General features: G+C 69.5%; 17 protein-coding genes and 1 tRNA gene. 12 read left to right on the plus strand and 6 right to left on the minus strand.

Annotated elements, in window-relative coordinates:
* Positions 1-45: 45 nt before the first annotated feature.
* From SSP08S_RS01665 to SSP08S_RS01675, 3 genes are all read right to left on the minus strand, one after another.
* On the minus strand, positions 46-651 hold the full coding sequence (locus tag SSP08S_RS01665; protein ID WP_019065834.1) for a lytic polysaccharide monooxygenase auxiliary activity family 9 protein: 606 nt from the start codon (positions 649-651) through the stop codon (positions 46-48).
* 133 nt (positions 652-784) lie between these two features.
* Positions 785-1924, minus strand: coding sequence for an SPFH domain-containing protein (locus tag SSP08S_RS01670; protein ID WP_019065835.1), 1140 nt, complete (start codon positions 1922-1924; stop codon positions 785-787).
* A gap of 52 nt (positions 1925-1976) precedes the next feature.
* Entirely contained in the window at positions 1977-3332 is a 1356-nt protein-coding gene (locus SSP08S_RS01675) for a peptidoglycan-binding protein (RefSeq protein ID WP_026178093.1), read from the minus strand.
* Between the two features lie 177 nt (positions 3333-3509).
* On the opposite strand from SSP08S_RS01675, the gene SSP08S_RS01680 reads away from it, so the two are divergent.
* The 10 genes from SSP08S_RS01680 to glxA all read left to right on the plus strand — a co-directional run bounded on the left by SSP08S_RS01680 (position 3510) and on the right by glxA (position 15722).
* Positions 3510-3583: transfer RNA gene (locus SSP08S_RS01680), tRNA-Lys, on the plus strand.
* A 197-nt stretch (positions 3584-3780) separates the two neighbouring features.
* The gene (locus tag SSP08S_RS01685; RefSeq protein ID WP_019065837.1) at positions 3781-4773 is read left to right on the plus strand and encodes a fatty acid desaturase family protein; all 993 of its coding nucleotides are present in this window, start codon (positions 3781-3783) and stop codon (positions 4771-4773) included.
* A 30-nt stretch (positions 4774-4803) separates the two neighbouring features.
* On the plus strand, positions 4804-6132 hold the full coding sequence (locus tag SSP08S_RS01690) for a diaminopimelate decarboxylase (protein ID WP_019065838.1): 1329 nt from the start codon (positions 4804-4806) through the stop codon (positions 6130-6132).
* Between the two features lie 103 nt (positions 6133-6235).
* Positions 6236-7405 (plus strand): GNAT family N-acetyltransferase, encoded by a 1170-nt coding sequence (locus SSP08S_RS01700; RefSeq protein WP_019065840.1) that lies wholly within the window; start codon positions 6236-6238, stop codon positions 7403-7405.
* Positions 7402-8700 carry an MFS transporter gene (locus SSP08S_RS01705; protein WP_019065841.1) on the plus strand — a complete coding sequence of 433 codons (1299 nt, stop codon included), beginning with the start codon at positions 7402-7404 and terminating at the stop codon, positions 8698-8700. Before SSP08S_RS01700 ends, SSP08S_RS01705 begins: the two co-directional genes overlap by 4 nt.
* A 9-nt stretch (positions 8701-8709) precedes the next feature.
* A complete protein-coding gene (locus SSP08S_RS01710) occupies positions 8710-10029 on the plus strand; it encodes an ATP-grasp domain-containing protein (RefSeq protein WP_019065842.1) in 1320 nt (439 codons plus the stop codon).
* Between the two features lie 103 nt (positions 10030-10132).
* Positions 10133-10753 carry an LmbU family transcriptional regulator gene (locus SSP08S_RS54685; protein WP_019065843.1) on the plus strand — a complete coding sequence of 207 codons (621 nt, stop codon included), beginning with the start codon at positions 10133-10135 and terminating at the stop codon, positions 10751-10753.
* 62 nt (positions 10754-10815) lie between these two features.
* Complete coding sequence (locus tag SSP08S_RS01720; RefSeq protein WP_019065844.1) at positions 10816-11529, plus strand: FadR/GntR family transcriptional regulator; 714 nt, start codon at positions 10816-10818, stop codon at positions 11527-11529.
* 315 nt (positions 11530-11844) lie between these two features.
* Entirely contained in the window at positions 11845-13791 is a 1947-nt protein-coding gene (locus tag SSP08S_RS01725; RefSeq protein WP_019065845.1) for a glycosyltransferase family 2 protein, read from the plus strand.
* Positions 13788-15722, plus strand: a complete 1935-nt coding sequence (gene glxA, locus SSP08S_RS01730; protein ID WP_019065846.1) for a radical copper oxidase GlxA — start codon at positions 13788-13790, stop codon at positions 15720-15722. Before SSP08S_RS01725 ends, glxA begins: the two co-directional genes overlap by 4 nt.
* Before the next feature lie 81 nt (positions 15723-15803).
* On the opposite strand, the gene SSP08S_RS01735 is transcribed toward glxA, so the two are convergent.
* Positions 15804-16832 carry a glycoside hydrolase family 6 protein gene (locus tag SSP08S_RS01735; protein WP_019065847.1) on the minus strand — a complete coding sequence of 343 codons (1029 nt, stop codon included), beginning with the start codon at positions 16830-16832 and terminating at the stop codon, positions 15804-15806.
* Between the two features lie 154 nt (positions 16833-16986).
* Between SSP08S_RS01735 and SSP08S_RS01740 the strand changes: the two genes are divergently transcribed.
* Entirely contained in the window at positions 16987-17736 is a 750-nt protein-coding gene (locus SSP08S_RS01740) for a GAF and ANTAR domain-containing protein (RefSeq protein WP_019065848.1), read from the plus strand.
* 264 nt (positions 17737-18000) lie between these two features.
* Here the strand turns inward: SSP08S_RS01740 and SSP08S_RS01745 are convergent, their stop codons facing one another.
* Both SSP08S_RS01745 and SSP08S_RS01750 read right to left on the minus strand, forming a co-directional pair.
* On the minus strand, positions 18001-18684 hold the full coding sequence (locus tag SSP08S_RS01745) for a class F sortase (protein ID WP_019065849.1): 684 nt from the start codon (positions 18682-18684) through the stop codon (positions 18001-18003).
* 6 nt (positions 18685-18690) lie between these two features.
* Positions 18691-19236: a hypothetical protein gene (locus SSP08S_RS01750; RefSeq protein ID WP_019065850.1), complete on the minus strand. Its 546-nt coding sequence runs from the start codon at positions 19234-19236 to the stop codon at positions 18691-18693.
* 114 nt (positions 19237-19350) lie between these two features.
* Between SSP08S_RS01750 and SSP08S_RS01755 the strand changes: the two genes are divergently transcribed.
* Positions 19351-20130, plus strand: coding sequence for an HAD-IIA family hydrolase (locus SSP08S_RS01755; RefSeq protein WP_026178095.1), 780 nt, complete (start codon positions 19351-19353; stop codon positions 20128-20130).

Genomic DNA, 20130 nt, shown 5'->3' on the forward strand with positions numbered 1-20130 from the left:
GAGGGAACCTACCCCCGGGGAACGCCGGACTGTCTCAAGCGAAGCTCAGAAAGTGACGTCCGAGCAGGCGTAGAACGCGTTGGCCGTGTCCGCGATCGTCCACACCGCCACGATCACGTGGTGGCCGGTCAGGCCGGACGGAAGCGTGCCGCTGTGCGAGAGGGTGGCCGGCGGGCGCTGGCCGTTGTAGGGGACGGTGAGGAACGGCGTGGTGTTGAGGTCCGAGCGGGCCAGGTTGTGGTTCTGGTTCCAACCCGCCTTGGTGACGTAGTACTTGAAGTCCGTGGTGGCGTGCATGGCCGTGAACTGCCAGCGGAAGGTGTACGACTGACCACCCGTCACCTTTGTCGTCGGCCACGCGGCGCCCGACGGGGTCTTCGGCGCGCTGAGCTGGGCGAAGCGGCTGATGCCGCCGTTGCAGATCTGGCCGTCGGCGGGACCGGCGGCCGGGAAGCCCTTGGGGGCCTCGACGCTCTGCGGCTCGTACTGGATGTCACCGCAGTTCGTCACCGTGCCGTTGGCACAGAGCTTCTGCCTGCTGATGGGGAGGTCGGTGTAGCCGTGGCTGCTCGCGGCCCCGGACGAGAGCACGATGGCCCCGGCCGTGGTGAGCCCGAGCACGCCCGCGTACCACTTGGTCTTTTTGCGCATGCTGCCGCTCCTGGAGAACGTGTGGGGAGTTCCGTGAGCCGTGCAGGTCTAGACCAAGTCCCAGATTATTGCCCCTACTTGACTGTGTCCATACCAAAAGCCGTGTCCGTCTGCGGGGACGTCTCCGGGCCCGTCACGGCGCGGCCTCCCCCCGCCCCGAGCAGAACGCCACCGTCAAGTCCTTGACCAGCGCCTTGCGTTCGTAGTCGTCCAGCTCCACCAGGCCGCGCATGGTCAGCCGGGTGACGGTGTCCTCCACCGAGTCGACCACCGACGTGAGCATCGTCGCCCGCTGCTGCGCGTCCAGCGTGGCGATACGGCGGCGGGTCATCGCCGCGGCCACCTCCGGGGCGTACTCGACGCGCAGCGGCTGCACCGAGAACACCTCGATGCCGACCGGCCCCGCGTCCGCCGCGACCAGCCGGGTCAGCGCGTCGACGGCCAGTTCGGCCGCGCCCTTCGCGCCGCCGCCCGGCGGCTCCACCGGCACCCGGGTCAGCGCCGCCTCCACGCACTCGCGCAGATACGTCTCGTGGTCCTCGACCCCGAGCGTGGCCCGCGCGGTGTCCCGCACCCGCCACACCACGAGCACGGCGACCCGCAGCGCGACCCCGTTCGCGTCGGCGGCCGGCATCGGCTCGCTGCGCCAGTGCCGCAGCCGTACGTCGACCCGGCGGCGCAGCAGCAACGGGTTGACCCACATCAGCCCGGTGCGCCGGACGGTCCCCCGGTACCGCCCGAACAGGCCGAGCACCCAGGCCCGTCCGGTACGGCCCCGGGCCAGACCGCCGAAGCCGAAGAGACCGAGCGCGCCCGCACCGGCGTACGCCGCCCACTGCGCGGGACCGAGCCCGGCACCGGCGTAGACCGGCAGCCGCAGCGCGTCGGCGGCGAGCGGGGGCAGGACGCCCGCCCACCACGAGGTGGCGAGACAGCCGGCGAGTCCGCAGGAACCGGCGAGCACACCCGCCGTGCCGGGCAGCACCCGGGCCGGCCGCTCCACCAGCTCGGGGTCGACCTCCGGTGCCGGGCGCGGCTTGGCCGGGAGGGGGCGGCGGAAGCGGGGCTGTTCGCCGGTGCCCTGTCGGCGTCCTACGACGGCGGGTCTGAGCGGCAGCGACACCGGGTCGGGGTCGTCGCGGAAGAGCAGGTGGACGGGGATCTCGGTGGTCGCCTCGTTCTGGATGAGGCGCGCGGGCCGGGCCTGCGCCGCCTCGGGCGGTCCCGCGGGTTCCTCGTTCTCGGGCGTCTGTGAAGTGGTCGTCGTACTCATGGTTGCCTCCAGCCTCCGCGCCAGATGCGTCACAACGGGTGGATGAGCCTTGTCAGGAGAAGAGCCGGCGCCAGGTCTCCGGCCCCGGGTAGCCGTCCGCCGCGCCGCCCCGCCAGCCCTGGGCGCGCTGGAAGGCCTCGACGTTGCGCCGGTCCGGCTCGCCCCAGCGCGGTCCCGGGCCGGTCGTGTAGTACTTGCCGAAGCCCTTCTTGACCAGCTGCTTTCCGAGCTCGGTGACGTACTTGTTGGTCGCGCCCGGGCGGAACATGCCCCGGCCGGGATAGCCGGGGACAGCGTGCGAGGCGGGCGGGCCCGCCGCTCCGACGACCGCGCCGCCGCCGATGTTCCTGCCCTTGCCCGTGATCAGCAGTTCCCAGGTCAGCGGTCCCGGCAGGCCGTCCGCGTCCGCGCCGGTCCAGCCCTGGGCCTGCTGGAAGGCCCGGGTGGCCAGCCGGTCCGCGTCCGACCAGACCGGGCCGGGGCCCGCGGTGTAGTAGGCGCCGGCACCGCGGGCGACGAGCATCGTGCCGAGCTGGGTGACGTACTTGTTGTTGGCTCCGGGGCCGAAATACGCCGCTCCCGGGTACGCCGTCTTCGGCGTGACCGCGCCGGCCGGTGTCACCGGGGGCACGGCGGGCTTCGAAGGCACCGCGGGCTTCGGGTTCACCTCCGCCGCGCTCATCGTCAGGCCCTTGTAGCGGTAGGGGACGTAGTTGGCGGAGTGGCTCCAGTACGCGTACGGCGTGGACTGGCGCCGGGCGTGCGAGGGGGTCTCCTCCAGGGCGATGTAGTAGGTGTGCGTGTAGTCGGTCCAGCCGCCGAAGATGACGACGTGGGAGCCCTTCTCTGGATTCTCCGGATTGTGGAACAGCAGAATGTCGCCGGGCTCCAGTTCCTCCTTGGAAATACGCGTCCCGTACTGGTCGAGGCTGCCGGTCCATTCGTTCCCCGGCAGCCCCCAGGCCATCGAGACGAACCCCGAGCAGTCCTGCCGGTAACCGTCGGACCAGTAGTCGTTCATGCTGTACGGCACCTGCGCCGCGATCCAGGTCTTGGCCCGGTTGATGATCTCCGCGCGGGTGGTCGCGGGCGCCTTGAGGACACCGGCCGGCTTCGCCGGTTTCCCGCTCGGGCCGTGCAGCGGGGCCTTGGTGCCCTGCGGGGTGGCGGGTTCGTCACCCGTGTCACCTGCGGGGACGCCGGGGCGGGGCGAGGTGTGGGGGGCGGCGAGGGCCGGTACGGCGTGCCCGGCGGCGAGGGTCGCGGACGCGGCGGCGGCCACCACGAGAACCCGCCCGGCGACGGGGTGACCGGTCGGGGAATGCGGCAGGGCGCGCCGCCGGTGAACACATCCTGGGCAATCACAATCGCTCGCGGGATCGAATTCCTCGAATACCGGAGTCTCCATGCGATGCCCCTCACACTCCAGGTGGAAAATTCCGCGCTCGTGCACGTCCGCCAGTTTCTCAACTGTCTTCCGGACTCGCATGTTGACGGTCCGAATGATGTACAAGGGCCCGGCGGGAGCCCGCGGGGGTGGTCAGGAGCACCCCTCCGCGTCCGGTAGAGTTGTCCGGGTCAGCAGGCGCCGCTAGCTCAGTTGGTTAGAGCAGCTGACTCTTAATCAGCGGGTCCGGGGTTCGAGTCCCTGGCGGCGCACAGACAGCGACCGAAGGGCATCCTCCTCAGCGGAGGGTGCCCTTCGGTCGTTTGCGCGCCTTCCCCGCGTCTCGCCGGCGGGACATGCGACCGCTGAATAGCGAAGCGGAGTTCCAGGCACCTCCTCAGCCGTTCCTTGCCGTATTTCAAGTCGCCACGCAAGGATTCCCGGCATCTTTGACAAGGAGGAAAGCAAATTGAGCCAGACAGTCGAACCTGATCTCGACGGAACCACCAACGTCCTACTCGCCCCGGTCCGCGGCACGGACGAGCGCCGCAAACTCCCGAAGTCAATGTTCGTCAAACGACCGTCCGTCTTCACCGCGAAATTCGTCGTCGCCGTGGTGGCGGTCGCCGCCGCCTGGACCGCCGTGGCCCTCGAGCCGGTGTGGTGGGTGATCGCGGTCACCGTGGTCGTCAACGGGCTCATGTACGCGCACCTGGTGGAGCTCCAGCACGAGTGCCTGCACGAGCACGCGTACAACCGGCGTTCGCTGAACCGCCTCATGGGATTCCTCGCCGGTGTGCCGATGCTGACCTCGTACTGGCACTACAAGCACGACCACCTGCGCCACCACGCGTATCTCGGCACCCCGCAGAACCAGGAGTTCTTCAACTACCGCTTCCAGGGCCTGGGATCGTTACCCGGCTTCCTGCGCGGGGCGTACCACCTGGGCCGGTACAACGACGTCGCCAGGGACACCGGCCGGTCCCTGCTGGGCCGTACCGACCCGGGGATCACCAAGACGCTGGCGGCGAAGAAGATCCGCACGGAGTACCAGCTCTTCGCCGTCCTGTTCGCCGCCGCGGTCGTCTACTCGGTGGCGGCCCGGGACCTCTATCTGGTCTGGGTCTGGGTGCTGCCCACCCTGCTGGTGGCGGAGCCGACCCACTTCCTCATCGAGATGCCGGAGCACTACGGCCTCAACACCCAGACGGACCCCGACGTCCTGTCCAACACCCGCACCATCGAGGCCGGCCGCTTCGCGAAGTGGTTCACCAACGGCAACGACGTGCACACCGCGCACCACTTCCACCAGGGCGTCCCGATGGTCAACGTGCGTGCCCTGCACCGGGTGATCGAGGACCGCGTGGAGACCGTGGCGCCGTCCTACTGGTCCTTCTACCGGGACGTCTTCACCGGCCGGATCACCTACCAGGACAACTCCGAGAACTGCATGACCCGCTGACGACAGGCCCACACGAACGGAGAATCCCTGATGCCCGCATCGACCGACTCCCCGGACAACCGCCCGTTGGAACGGCTCAAATTCCTCTCGCCGAGCGAAGTACGCCAGGTCGCCGAGACGTTCGGCACCCCCGTATTCGTCTACGACGAACAGCGCGTCCGCGACGGGGTCGCCCTGCTCCAGCAGCTCCCCAGCGCCTTCGGGCACACCGTCCGCTACTCCCTCAAGGCATCGCCCAGCGCCGCGGTGATCCGTGTCTTCGACGACCTGGGCGTCCACTTCGACGCCAGCTCCGTATGGGAGGTCGTCCGGGCCGTCCGGGCCGGCGTGGCACCGGAGAAGATCCTGCTGACCGCCCAGGAGGCGGACTTCGGCTCGGCCGAGCTGCCCGCACTGATACGCCGGGGGCTGCAGTTCGACGCCGGGTCGCTCCAGCAGCTCACCGAGTACGGCGAGTCCTTCCCCGGCACCACGGTGTCCGTGCGCATCAACCCCGGCTTCGGCTCGGGCCTGGTCCGCCGGCTGACCTCGGGCGGCCCGGACTCCAGCTTCGGCATCTGGCACGAGCAGGTGGCCGAGGTGAAGGCCGTCGCCGAGCGCCACTCCCTCACGGTGACCCGGCTCCATGTGCATATCGGCTCCGGCCACCACGCCGACGTCCTCCTGCCGGCCGCGCGCCGGCTGCTGGAGATCGCCCAGGACTTCGCCGACGTCCGTGCCGTGGACCTCGGGGGCGGCTACCGCATCAGCGTGATGGCGGACGATCCCGAGTACGACCACTCCGAGTGGGCCGGGGAACTCGCCTCCGACCTGCGCCTGTTCGCCGAGGCGACGGGCCGCGCGCTGCACATGGAGATGGAGCCCGGCACCTTCCTCGTCGCGAACGCCGGGTCGATCGTGGCCAAGGTCATCGACGTGGTGACCACCGGCGACGAGGGCCGGAGGTTCGTGAAGATCAACGCCGGGCTCACCGAGATCCTGCGCCCCTCCTACTACGGCTCGCCGCACCCCCTGGTGGCCGTGGACCGGCAGGGCGAACTGCCTCCGGAGGGCCCGCTCAGCGATGTGGCCGGCCACTGCTGCATCGCCGGTGACGTGCTGACCACCCGCCCCGGCTCCGTCGAGGAGCTCAGCCCGGTCCGGCTCGGTGCCGTGGAGCCCGGCGACTACCTCGTCGTGGAACGGTCCGGCGGCTACTGCGCCGGCATGGCGATGAAGAACTTCAACTCCTACCCGGAGGCGCCCGAGGTGCTGCGCCGCCCGGACGGTTCCTTCGCGCTCATCCGGGCCCGGCAGACCGTCGACCAGCTGACGGCGAACGAGATCGTCCCCGACGACCTGCGGAAGGAGCCGGTGTGACGGCCACGGCCGAGCGGCTCGCCGGCCGGCGCCGGGGCGCCCGCGCCGGCGGGGCCCTCCACCACCGCAGGGCCCAGGGGACCGACCACCGCGCGAGGCAGGGATGAACGCCTTCGCCACGGCCACCGGGGGCATCGCTCCCGGTGGCTGGGACCGCCTGGCCGGTCCCCATCTGTACGCGTCGTCCGGCTGGCTCGCGTTCTGCCACGGGGACGATCCGGGCCGTGTCGGCGCCGTGTTCACCGGAGGCGTGGACCGGCCCCGGTCGGCGGTCCCGGTCACGGCCGTACGGAGCATGGACAACTCCTTCTACCAGTGGCACGAGAAACTGACCGGGCTCGGTCTGCCGAGCCCCGGCCCGACGGGCCTGATGGCGGGTCAGCACCGCGGCTACCACACGCAGCTGCTGCACTCCCCGGACCTGTCCCACGACCGGGCCGCCGCCGAACTGCTCCCCGAACTGCGCCGGTTGGCCGCCGACACCGGGACCCGGGAACTCACCGGAACCCCGCCGCGGGACCCGGTGCCGTGCCTCGCGATGTACCTGGACGACCGTACCGTCGGGGCCTTCCGGCGGGCCGGGGTGACCGCGCCGCCGGTCCTGCTCCAGCTGGAGGCCTGGATCCCCGTCCCCGACGGCGGCTGGGCGGGCTATCTGGAGCACCTCGGGTACAAGCGCTCCGTCCGGGTGCGCCGGGAGCGCCGCCGGTTCCAGGAGGCCGGATACCGGGTGGAGCACCTGCCCCTGGCGGAGTGCTGCGAGGAGGCCGGACATCTGCTGGCCTGCACCCAGCGCCGCTACGGACATCCGGCCGACGCCAAGGAACTCGCCGAGTCCTTCGAGGCGCAGGCCCGCGCGATGTCGGGACGCGGCGAGGTCTTCCTCGCCCGCGCGTCCGACGGCAGACCGATCGGCTTCTGTCTGTACTACGTGTTCGGCGACGCCCTCTTCCTGCGGGCCGCCGGATTCGACTACGAGGCCGTGGCCGGAGCCGGGGAGTACTTCAACCTCGTCTACTACCTTCCGCTGGAGGAGGCCTCCGGGCGCGGTGTGCGCCGTATCCACGCGGGCATCGAGGCGGCCGAGGCCAAGGCCCTGCGGGGCGGGCGGCTGCACGGGCTGTGGATGCTGGACCTCGGTGAGCGCAGTGTCCTGGAGGGACTCGACGAGCAGGTGGCCGCGGCCAACTCCGGCACTCTGCGGGCACTCGTCGGCAGTTCCAGGACCGTCGCCGAGGCCATCGAGGGCGCGGCCCTGGCGGAACTGCTGTGAGCGGCGCCGCCGGACGGGTCCTGACCGGCCCCTTCCTCCGGTTCTGGCTGATCCAGGTCTGCGCACAGGTCGGCGCCAAGGTGGCACTGCTCTTCCTGCCCCTGCTCGCGATCAGCGGCTACGGCGTCAGCCCCGCCGTGCTGGGCTTCCTCGGCGCGCTCCAGTACTTCCCGGTCGTGGTGGTGGCGCTGCTGTTCGGCGGCGCCTTCGACCGCTGGGACCGTCGCACCTGCTTCGCCGCCGCCTTTCTGGGCAACAGCGTCACGCTGCTGCTGGTTCCGCTCTACGGCGACGGCCGGCATCGCGTGCTGGTGCTGGTGGGCGTCTGTACCGTCATGGGCTGTCTGGTGGCCTTCGCCGACTTGTGCGCGCAGACCGTGCCACCGGACCTGGTGCCGCCGAACCGGCTCGTCGCGGCGAACGGCCGGCTGGAGTTCGTGTACTGCCTGTGCCAGGTGGGTGCCCCAGGCGCCGCCGGTCTGCTCTACGACCGGTTCGGCGCGGGCCCCGGACCTCTGGTGATCAGCGCGCTCTGTCTCGCCGCCGGCCTGCTGAGCCTGGGGCTGCGGATTCCCCGCCGCCCGGTCCCGGACTCCGGGCGGCAGCCCCGGGTCCGCGCCGCGACGCTGTCCGGCGTGGGTTTTCTGCTGCGCCACCCCGTCCTGCGGGTGACGACCGTCCAGGCCGCCGTCTTCAACGGCCTGGAGCAGGCGGTCCTGACGATCTATCTGCTGCTCGCCGTCCGGGTCTGGGGGCTGTCCCCCGGCGCCGTCGGCCTGACGATCACGGTGGGCGGCGTCGGCACCGTCGTAGGAGCGGTGGCGGCCGGCGGCCGGGGCGGCCGGATGTCCACCGTGCGGGCCCTGGTGGTCGGCATGGGGCTGGCCTCGCTCACGCCCGTGCTGCTGGTCTTCGCCCGGGGTTCCCGCCCCGTACTGATGACGACGGCGAGCATCGCCTTCCTGGTCTACGGATACGGCATGACGCTGTACAACGTGCACGCCGTCTCACTGCGCCAACTCCTCACCCCGCCGCAGCGGTTGGGCAGTGTCTCGGCCGCCTACCGCCTGCTCGCCTTCGGGCCGATCGGGCTGGGTGCCCTGCTCGGCGGCTGGGCCGGGGGTGTCCTGGGCCTGCGGGTGTCCATCACCCTCTTCGTCGCGCTGCTCGCCCTGGCGTTCGCCGTCTTCACCGTGTTCGTGCTGCGCATGCGCGCCGCGGTCGCGGTGGCGATACCCGCTCCACCCGTCACCGAGCCGGGCGGAGCCCCGGTCTCTCCCGCCCATCCTCTGTGAGGTGATTCCATGCCCGCCACCGAACCGCCCCCGGTGTCCCGCAGGCCCGCGGTCGTCGTGATGAGCGACCTGGTCGTCCTGGCACGGCAGACCCGGCTGATCGAGGAGATCGTCTCCCGGAACCTGGTCCCGCTGGTCCTGGTCGGACCGGACACGCCCATGGACCGGCTGCGCGTCCACATGGCCGACCCCGCGCATCCGCTGTCGCTCCTGACCGAGGTGATCCGGGTACCGGACGCCGCGGTGGACACCGTGCTCTGCGCGGTACAGGACTGGGTGCGGGAGTACGAGGTGAAGGGGTCCGTCTGCTGCGGCGAGGTCTTCGTGGACCCGGCCGGCGCACTCGGCGAGCTGCTGCGGCTGCCCGGCCCCGGCGGCTGGGCGTCCCGCGTCTGCCGGGACAAGGTCATGCAGCGTACGGCGCTGAACGCGTTCGGTCCGCGCTGGCGTGCCGTCGCCCCGGCCGAGCGTTCCCGGGCCGAACCGCCCTGCTACCCGGCGGTCGTCAAACCCGCCGGCCGCATGTACAGCTCGGGCGTGTGCAGGGTCGACGACGCCGGGCAACTGCGGGCGGCCCTCGGCCAGTTCGGCCCCGAGGAGTCCGTACTGCTCGAAGAGCTGGTGGAGGGCCCCGAGTTCTCCGTCGAGGCGCTGGTCCACGACGGCGACGTGCTGTGGTCGGGCATCACCGCCAAGCGCACCAACGAGGACGGCGGGCGTTTCTTCACCGAGATGGGGCACATCTGCCCGGCGCCCGGTCTCACGGCGGCCGAGGAGGCCGCGCTGACCTCGGCGAACGCCGGGGTGCTGACGAAGATCGGCCTGCGCGACGGGATCACGCACGCCGAGTTCCGGCTGTCGCGGGGCACCGCCGTACTGATGGAGGTGGCCGCGCGGCTGCCCGGCGACGCGATCACCGCGCTGTGGCACCTGGCGACCGGGGCCCCCATGGAACCGGCGATCATCGACCTGGCGCTGGGGGTCAAGACCCGGTACCCGCAGCCGACCCGGCGGGCCGCACAGCGGTATGCGGACCACGAGAGCGGTGTGTTGGGCGAGGTCCACAGCACGCTGGAGGGCACCGGGGTCTCGTGGATCAAACGCGACGGTCTGTGGCCCGCCACCGAGGTGGCGGACGCCGACGCACCGCCCCGGTGCACCGCGGTACTGGTGGCCCGCGAGTCCGGTGACTTCCTCGGTGCCCAGGTGGACTCCGGTGCCCGCTCGGTCTCCGTCGTCGGCGACGCGCCGCTGAGCGCCGACCTGGACGCCCTGGGCCGGGAGTGGGTGTCGGCCGTGCGCGTCGGCTACCGCACGGCCTCCCGCTGACGCCGGTCCGCTCAACGGCACAGCGCGGGACAAACCCGTTACAGATTCTCCACACTTTCCTCAGCAGACCGTCTGCCAGTCCTCTGTCGAGGGAAGTGACCGCATGGGGAACTACGCCGACACGGCCGACATACGCAAGATCCCTGCTCTTTCTCCCATTGATCCGGAACTCACTCGCCGCACCGCGCTCCTCCTTCCGCCCGACTTCTCACTGGCGGGCTGGAAACGGTTCGGCAGGCATCTCTTCCTGATGTCGGACTCCTCCTGCTGGTGGCTCGGCGACTGGCTCGTATACGGCGAGAACAAATACCCGGGCCGCTATCGCCAGGCAATCGGCGAAACAGGACTCAACTACAAAACATTGCGGAACTACGCCTGGATATCGAAGAGGTTCTCCGTCCTGGAACGGCATGCGAGGCTCAGTTTCCAGCACCATGCGGAAGTGGCCTCGCTGCAGCCCGCCGAGCGCGGGCGGTGGCTGGAGCGCGCCGCGCGGGAGGGCTGGTCGCGGAACACGCTGCGCCAGCAGGTGCGCCAGACCCTGACCGTTCCGGACGACAAACGGGCGCAGGAGGTACGCCTCCAGGTGAGCGTCAGCAGCGAGCAGGAGCGAAAGTGGGTGCAGGCCGCCGAGCGCCACGGCCGCAACCTGGCCGAGTGGGTCATCATCTGCCTCGACCGGGCCGCCGCCCGTGAGACCGCGCCCGGCCTTCAGGGCCATTGATCGACCAGGCTCCTCGTACCGACGAGGGGCCTGTTCCTTGTTTGGCCGGTTACCCTCTCGCCATGGCAGCCCGTGACCTCCAGGAGCGGATCAAGAAGCTCATCCTCGACCGTCGGCTGCCCTCGGGGGCGCCGCTGCCGACCGAGCCCGAGCTGATGGTGTTCCTCGGCGCGAGCCGGAACTCGGTGCGCGAGGCGCTCAAGGCCCTGCAGGCGATGGGGATCGTCGAGATCCGGCACGGGTTCGGGACGTACGTCGGGCCGATGTCGCTCGCGCCGATGGTCGAGGGCCTCGCGTTCCGCACCGTCGTCGGGCACTACCGGGGCGAGGACAGTCTGCTGCAGCTGCTCGAACTGCGGGAGGCGGTGGAGTCGGGGCTCGTCGCGAGGCTCGCGGGGCGGCTGCCGGACCGGGATCTCGTCGAACTCGACGCGCTGGTACGGCAGATGGAGCGGGAGGCCGCCGAGGGAGTCGGGCTCGCGGCCACCGACCGCGCCTTTCACGCCACTCTCTACCGGGGGCTGGACAACGCGCTGCTGAGCGAGGTCCTGGAAGCCTTCTGGGACGCCTTCCACCGCGTCCGCGCCGATCTCGCCACCGGCCCGCAGGACCCCGAAGTCACCTGTCGTCAGCACCGGGAGATCCTCGACGCGGTCCGGTCCGGGGATGCGAAACGCGCCGAGAAGGCCATAAGGGAACACTTCGACAACGTGCGCACAAGGTTGTCCACAACGACTCCACCTGATCCTCACACGCGCCCCAATGAACGCGTATGACCGGTAAACAGCGCGTTTCGTGTCTTGCGATCAAGATGAACACCGTAGAACCCTGGTTTTGAAGATGCTGTCGGTACACGGCAGTTGAGGGGGTACGGAACCGGTTGCGCGGTTTCGCGGGGAGGAGGGGCCCCGCCCGGGAACAGATGTCTGAGGGGGCATCGCGCAACCGGACGGTCGCAGTCGCATGTCTTTGTGAGTGGACTGTGTGGTGACTGTGGCCACCACTGACACGCCCGTCGAGGGTCGAGGGGGACCCTGACGGGCGGCCGCGACAAACAAACACGCGCGTTTTTGCGTGTGGGGGGATGACTCATGACGTCGACGCCGACGGGCGCCCGACAGGGCTTCGACCCGTCACAAACCACCGAACTCAGAGTCCCGGGACACCGGACCGGCAGCTTCCGCCGGATCAAGAAGACACTTCCGAGATACGACTACGAGCACTACAGCCGCCTTGCGGGACCCCTCACCCAGCCCGCCCCGGACCGGCCGTACAAGGTCCAGTACCGGTCGCTGCTGTCGCAGGAGACGCACCGCGTCCGCGCCGCGCTCATGCTGGGTGCGGCGCCGCTGCTGTCCCTGATCCTGCTGGGCTGGCTGCTGCAGCCCAAGCACTGGACCCAACGCGACTATCCCGCCTACGACTTCCTGCCCGCGCTGGACATCGTGATGCTGGTCGCGATCGGGCTGATCGAGTTCTTCCGCTGCATGAACGTGCTGTCCAACGCGCACGCCACGCTGGTCGCCCGCGACCCGATCCCGGTGGTGCCCGAGACCGGCACGAGAGTCGCGTTCATCACGACGTTCGTGCCCGGCAAGGAGCCCCTGGAGATGGTCACCAAGACCTTGGAGGCGGCCGTACGGCTGCGCCACCGGGGGCTTCTGCACGTGTGGCTCCTCGACGAGGGCGACGATCCCGAGGTCAAGGCCGTCTGCGGGCGGCTCGGCGTACACCACTTCTCCCGCAAGGGAGTCGAGAAGTGGAACCGGCCCAAGGGACCCAACCGCGCGAAGACCAAGCACGGCAACTACAACGCCTGGCTGGAGGCGCACGGCGACGAGTACGACTACTTCGCCTCCGTCGACACCGACCACGTGCCGCTGCCCAACTACCTGGAGCGGATGCTCGGTTTCTTCCGCGACCCGGACGTCGGCTTCGTCATCGGCCCCCAGGTGTACGGCAATTACGACACCCCGGTCACCAAGGCCGCCGAGTCGCAGCAGTTCCTCTTCCACGCCCTGATCCAGCGGGCCGGCAACCGCTACGGCTCGCCGATGTTCGTCGGCACGTCGAACGCCGTACGGATCAAGGCACTTCAGCAGATCGGCGGGCTGTACGACTCGATCACCGAGGACATGGCCACCGGCTTCGAGATGCACCGGGCCAAGAACCCGGCCACCGGCAAGAAGTGGAAGTCGGTCTACACACCGGACGTCCTCGCGGTCGGCGAAGGGCCCAGCGCCTGGACGGACTTCTTCACCCAGCAGCTCCGGTGGTCGCGCGGGACGTACGAGACGATCCTCAAGCAGTACTGGAAGGGCTTCTTCTCGATGCCTCCGGGCAAGCTCTTCAACTACACGATGATGATCATCTTCTATCCGATGTCGGCCCTCAACTGGATACTGGCGGCGCTGAGTTGCGCCCTGTTCCTGGGGCTGGGCGCCTCGGGTGTGAACATCGACCCGACGATGTGGCTGATGCTCTACGGCAACGCGTCCGCGCTGCAGATCGGCCTCTACATCTGGAACCGCCGCCACAACGTCTCCCCGCACGAGCCGGAGGGGTCGGGCGGGGTCGCCGGCATGGTGATGTCCGCGCTGTCGGCGCCGATCTACGCGCGCTCGCTCTTCGACGCCGTACTGCGCAGGAAGAGCAAGTTCGTCGTGACGCCCAAGGGTGACTCGGCCAGCCCCGACACGCTGTTCGGGACGTTCCGGGTGCACTGGTTCTTCATCCTGATCTTCGGCGGCTCGCTGATGGCCGGGTTCGAGAACGGGCACTCCCACCCCGCGATGATCACGTGGGCCACGTTCGCCCTGCTGATCACCGCGTCGCCGATCCTGGCCTGGCGGTACATGCTGCGCCAGGAGAAGAAGCAGCCGCCCGCCCTCCCGGCCGAACCCCGGGACGCCGTCCCGCCGCAGCCGGTGCCGGCCGCGCATGTGCCGCAGCAGAAGCCCAGTTGGGCGGCCTCGGCCACCAACAGCGAGCAGACCATGCAGATCGCGCTCGGCGGACCGGGGGGACGTAAGGAATGAAGGAAGCCGGCCGGCGCCGTGCCCGTCGACTCGCGATCAGCACGGTGGTCGTCATCGCCCTGGCCGGGATGAACGGGCCCTGGCTGTACAGATTCGGCACCGAGAGATACCACCAGTACGTCATCAACAAACCCGAGTACAAGGCCGACAACGGGCACTGGGACATCATCCAGTTCCCGAAGAAGTACCGGCAGGACACCATCCACGCGGCGCTGCTGCGCACCGGCAAGGTGCTGCTCATCGCCGGGTCGGGCAACAACCAGGACAACTTCAACGCGAAGAGGTTCGACACCCGGATCTGGGACCCGGTCAAGGGCACCATCAAGAAGGTGCCCACCCCGGCCGACCTGTTCTGCACCGGGCACACCCAGCTCGCCAACGGCAACATCCTCATCGCGGGCGGCACAAAGAAGTACGAGAAGCTGAAGGGTGACGTCAAGAAGGCCGGCGGCGTCATGATCCTTTACAACGAGAACCCCGACAAGCCGATGACACTGCCCCAGGGCACGAAGTTCACCGGCAAGGCGAACGGCAAGACCTTCGTGTCCACGGACTCGGCGCTGATTCCGCGCGCGACCAAGGTGTTCGACAAGAAGACCGGCAGGTTCCTGCGGAACAACCCCGGTTACGCCCGGGTCGTCGTCGAGGCGCCCAAGGAGGGCACCCAGTACGAGACCGGCACCCAGGACAACTACCGGATCCAGGGGCTGACCGGCGCCGACGAGCGCAACACGTACGGCATCGGGAACAAGTTCGGGCTCGACAAGCGGGACTTCGAGGGGATCAAGAACGCCTACGAGTTCGATCCGGTCGCCGAGAAGTACATCAAGGTCGATCCGATGAACGAGGCGCGCTGGTATCCGACGCTGACGACGCTGTCGGACGGGAAGGTGCTCAGCGTCTCCGGGCTCGACGACATCGGGCAGTTGGTGCCGGGGAAGAACGAGATCTTCGATCCGGCGACGAAGAAGTGGACGTACACGAAGACCAAGCGGCAGTTCCCGACGTATCCCGCGCTGTTCCTGATGGAGAACGGAAAGCTGTTCTACTCGGGGTCGAACGCGGGGTACGGACCCGACAACGTGGGCCGCGATCCCGGCATTTGGGACGTCGACACCAATCAGTTCACGAAGATTCCCGGGCTGAGTGATCCGAACATGATGGAGACCTCGGCGACCGTGCTGCTCGCTCCGGCGCAGGACGAGAAGTACATGGTGATCGGGGGCGGGGGTGTCGGTGAGTCGAAGCTGTCGACGAACAAGACGCGGCTCGTCGATCTCAAGGACGCCAACCCCAAGTTCGTGGACGGGCCCACGCTGGAGAAGGGCACGCGGTACGCGCAGACGTCGATCCTGCCGGACGACACCGTGCTGGTGTCGGGCGGGTCGGAGGACTATCGGGGGCGGAGCGACTCCGACATCCTTCAGGCGCGGCTGTACCACCCGGACACGAACACCTTCGAGAAGGTCGCCGATCCGCTGGTGGGGCGGAACTACCACTCCGGGTCGATCCTGCTGCCGGACGGGCGGGTGATGTTCTTCGGGTCCAACTCCTTGTACGCGGACAAGGCGAACACGAAGCCGGGGGTTTTCGAGCAGCGGATCGAGATCTATACGCCGCCGTATCTGTACCGGGATTCTCGGCCGGATATTTCCGGGGGGCCGGAGAGCATTGCGCGCGGCTCGTCCGGGACGTTCACCTCGCAGCACGCGTCGTCGATCAAGAAGGTGCGGCTGATCCGGCCCAGTGCGTCCACGCATGTCACGGATGTGGATCAGCGGTCTATCGCGTTGGACTTCAAGACGGCCGGGAACAAGATCACGGTGACCGTGCCCAAGGACAAGAACTTGGTGCAGTCGGGGTGGTACATGCTGTTCGTGGATGATGATCAGGGGACGCCGAGCAAGGCTGTGTGGGTCAAGGTGCCGTAGAAGGTTGTCGGTTGGGTGCGGGTGCGTGGGGGCTGGTCGCGCCCGCGCGGCGGAGCCGCAAATCGATACAGCCCCGCGCCCCTAAGACCTTGATGCTTGCGCCAGCTTCAAGGCATAACTTGCCCACCACTCGCCCGCCTTCGGGCCGCCCTTGCACTCGCCGTCCGACTCTCCCGGGCGTTTGATCCACAAGTAGGCGTCCACCAACGGGTCTGCCGTCTTTGTCGTCGGGGTTTCGCCCAGGGAACGGCCCGGCGGGTTGCACCAGTTCTCGTCCTCGTCTCCTGCCGTATACGGTCCGTTGCCGTTTCGGCTGGTGTCGATGACGAAGTGTTTGTTGTCGGTCTTGGCCGAGAGTTGTTTGCCGTACGCGATGGAGTCTTGCGTGGAGTAGAAGTTGGAGACGTTCACGGCGAAGCCGTCGGCCTTGGCGATGCCTGCTCGTTGGAGGGGCTGGTAGATCTCGTCGGGGTGGCCCCAGCCGGCGTTTCCGGCGTCGAGGTAGACCTTCGTGTGCTGGAGGGACTTGAGCTTGGTGATGGCGTAGTTCAGGAGGTCGTAGCGCTCGTCCTGGAACTGGGCGGGGGTGCAGCCGTCGACCAGGTGGAGCAGGGCGTCCGGTTCGAGGATCAGCGTGGCGGAGCGGTCGGCGATGCCCTGGGCCACGGCGTCGATCCAGGCGCGGTAGGAGTCGCCGTCGCCCGCGCCGCCCTGGGAGTACTGACCGCAGTCGCGGTGCGGGATGTTGTAGAGGACGAGGAGGGCGGTGCGGCCGGCCTTGTCGGCGGCCTCGGTGAAGCCCTGCGCCTCCGCCTTGGGGTTCTCCGGGCCGATCCACTCGCCGGTGGGCTGTTCGGCGATCTTCCTGATCTGTTCGGCGTCGGCGGTCTTGCCGGCCTTGGCGTAGGCGGCGACCTGCCGGGCCGCGTTGGTGTCCGGGTTGACCCAGATCGGGTCGGTGCCGCCGGGCTGTTGGCTGATCTTCGCCCCCGCGTCGGGCTTCTTGTCCCCGCCCCCCGACGAGCATCCCGCGAGGAGCAGTGCCGCCCCCAGGACCAGTGCCGACGCCCGTGTGCCGAAGGGGACCGGGGTCCCCTGGCTGCCGTACATCCAACTCCCCCTTGGCTGTACCGATCCAAGGCTCAATCGTGACATACGTGGCGTGCCGCCCACGAGAACGCCCGGGATGTTGTCGGCCGGTTGTTACAGCACGGCCGCGTTGGGTAGGCGCCCGGCCCTAGGGCGCAGGGGGAAGGTGGCCGTCATGCACCGTACGAACGGGGAGGGGCGGCTGGCCGCGGCGCTGGTGGAGGCGGCCGACACGCTGACCGAGACCTTCGACACCGGGGACTATCTGCGCCGGCTGTCCGACCACTGCGTGGAACTGCTGTCGGCGTGGACGGCCGGGGTGATGCTGATCGACGGCGGTCAGGCCGTGTCGCTGGCCGGGAGCAGTCACCGGGAGGCGGTGGCGCTCGATCTGCTGGCGGCCCAGCACGCTGGCGGACCCTGTCTGGAGAGCTACGGCTCCGGGCGGGCCGTGGCGCCGGTGTCGATCGGGGTGGCCCATGCGGCCGCCCGCTGGCCGGAGTTCACCGAGCGGGCGCTGCGGCACGGGATCGTGGCTACCTTCGCGGTGCCGGTGCGGCGGCGGGACACGCTGCTCGGCGCGCTCAATGTGTTCGTGCCGACGCTGCCCAACGGCGGCCCGGACGGCGGTCGTTGGGAGTTGGCGGTGGCGCAGGCACTGGCCGACGCGGCGGGACTGGGGCTGCAGAACCATCGCACGTACGCCCAATACCGGTCCCTGGCCGGGCAGTTGCAGGACGCGCTGTCGAGCCGGGTACGGATCGAGCAGGCCAAGGGGATGCTCGCGGAGCGCTGGCAGGTCGGTACCGACGAGGCGTTCATGGAGCTGCGCCAGTACGCGCGGCGACGTCGGCTGCCGCTGGACCGGGTGGCCCGGTCGGTGATCGAACGGAGCGTGGACGATGCCGAGTTGAGGGGTCCGTAGAACCCTGAATCACCTGTGCATATGACAGGGAGCTACCACGTAGGGACATGGCGTCATTCGCCCTCTAGGCCCGGGCGCTCATTCGTTCTACAGTCGACTCGAACGGCCCCAGCCCCCGGCCGGTTCGTACCCTCCACCACGGTGTTTTCCCATGCCTCCCGCGCAGTTCGCCGGGTTACTCCCGCAGCCCGGGCGCGCGCGGTCGAGGACCAGCCCGGTCGGCGGCTTCGGGGGGAGCGGGTCGTCGGCCGGGCCAGGTGCGGTTCAGGAACCGGTTCCGGTGAGGTAGGCGGACACGATCACGTTCGCCGTGTAGCTGCGGTCGGCGCGGTCGAAGGTGCCGCCGCAGGTGATGAGGCGCAGTTCGGCGCGGCCCGACTGCCTTGTGCCGTAGGCCTGTTGGGCGTCGAAGTGGGCGCGGGTCAGTACGCGTACGTCGTCGACGGTGAAGTCGGCGACCTTGCCGTCGTCGCGGACGACACGGATGACGCGGCCCGGGCGCAGCGTGCTGAGCTTGTAGAAGACGGCGGGCCGGGTCTCGGTGTCGACGTGCCCGACCATCAGCGCGGTGCCGGCTGCCCCCGGCCGCACCCCGCCGCCGTACCAGCCGACGACTCCGGCCTGGTCGAACGGCGGTGGGTCGATCGCGCCCTGCGCGTCGAGGCCGCGGTTCACGACCGGCGCCTGCACGGCGAGGTCGGGGATGTCGACGCGCTGCGGCAGGGCGTCGCCCAACGGCTTTGCCGCGGGCGGGAGTTCGGCCTCGGCGGGACGGCCGACGGCGGCCACGTCGCCGGTGGTCGGCGCGGATATGCCCTGCCGTATGTCGGTCAGGTCCTGGCCCCACAGCCACAGGCCGAGCAGCAGCACGGCCCAGGCCACGCCGGTCAGCAGCCGTCCGGTGCCGGTGGAGCGCTCGTGCTCGGCGGGCCGGTCGTGATCGAACATGGCCGGTCAGTCCGTCCGGCTGGGCCTACGGCTCCGGCGGACGCTGCGCAGCGCCACGGCCGTCGCGGCGACACCGGCCAGCAGCAGCCCGACCACCGCGTGCGCGGTACCGGGACCGGCCGCGCGGGCGTCCACGGCGGCGAGGTGCGCGGTGCCGCCACCGCCCGCGTGGACGGGGGCGACGGGCGAGGCGGGCGGCTGCGCGGAGGGCGATCCGGATTCGTTCGCCACGACCTTGATCGCGCCCTTCACCGTCACGCTCCCGCAGGTGATCTTCACGTCGTAGCTGCCCGGTTCCAGCGAGGAGCGGACCCGGGTCTCGCCGGCGAGGGTGCCGGCCGTGCCGACGAGTTTCGCGTCGGCGACGAACGCGTCCGACGCCGCCGAGCCCGTCGTACCGGAGCAGCCGCTGATCCTGAGCGCCACGTCGGCGCCGGGGGCGGGGGACGCGGGGGTCACCGAGACAGTGCCTCCGTCCGCCGCGTACGCCGTCGGGGTGAGCGCCGCCAGGACCGCGACACCTGCACAGAGAGTGACTTTCAGTGAGCCCATCGTGAACCTCCAGATATCTGGAGACTCCTCCTGGTCACCTGGTCGCGCATCCCTGGCGGGGCCCGATTGCTCCGTATGGGGGAGGTGACATCCGGAGTGCATAGCATGGTCGCCATGACAGAGCGCAAGCCCATCGAATCGTGGCTCACCGACATGGACGGGGTGCTGATGCACGAGGGCATCCCGGTGCCCGGCGCGGACGCGTTCATCAAGAAGCTGCGGGAGACCGGGCGTCCGTTCCTGGTCCTCACCAACAACTCGATCTACACGGCGCGCGATCTGCACGCCCGGCTGAACCGGATCGGCCTCGAGGTGCCGGTGGAGAACATCTGGACCTCGGCCCTGGCCACCGCCGCCTTCCTGGACAACCAGCACCCCGGCGGCACCGCCTACGTCATCGGCGAGGCCGGGTTGACGACGGCGCTGCACGATGCCGGGTACGTGCTGACCGACTCGGATCCCGACTTCGTGATCCTCGGCGAGACCCGGACGTACTCCTTCGAGGCGCTGACCAAGGCGATCCGGCTGATCAACGACGGGGCCCGGTTCATCGCCACCAACCCCGACAACACCGGTCCCTCCCCCGAGGGCGCGCTCCCCGCGACCGGCTCGGTCGCCGCGCTGATCACCAAGGCCACCGGCAAGGAGCCGTACTTCGTCGGCAAGCCGAACCCCCTGATGATGCGCAGCGCGCTGAACACCATCGGTGCGCACTCGGAGACCAGCGCCATGATCGGCGACCGGATGGACACCGATGTGCTGGCCGGTCTCGAGGCCGGTATGACGACCTTCCTGGTGCTGACCGGTCTGACGACCAGGGCCGACCTCGACCGTTACCCTTACCGCCCGACGAAGGTCGTGGAGTCCATCGCGGACATCGTCGACCTCGTCTGA

This window comes from Streptomyces hokutonensis, from assembly GCF_000376565.1.
In the GTDB taxonomy this organism is placed as follows: Bacteria; Actinomycetota; Actinomycetes; order Streptomycetales; family Streptomycetaceae; genus Streptomyces; species Streptomyces hokutonensis.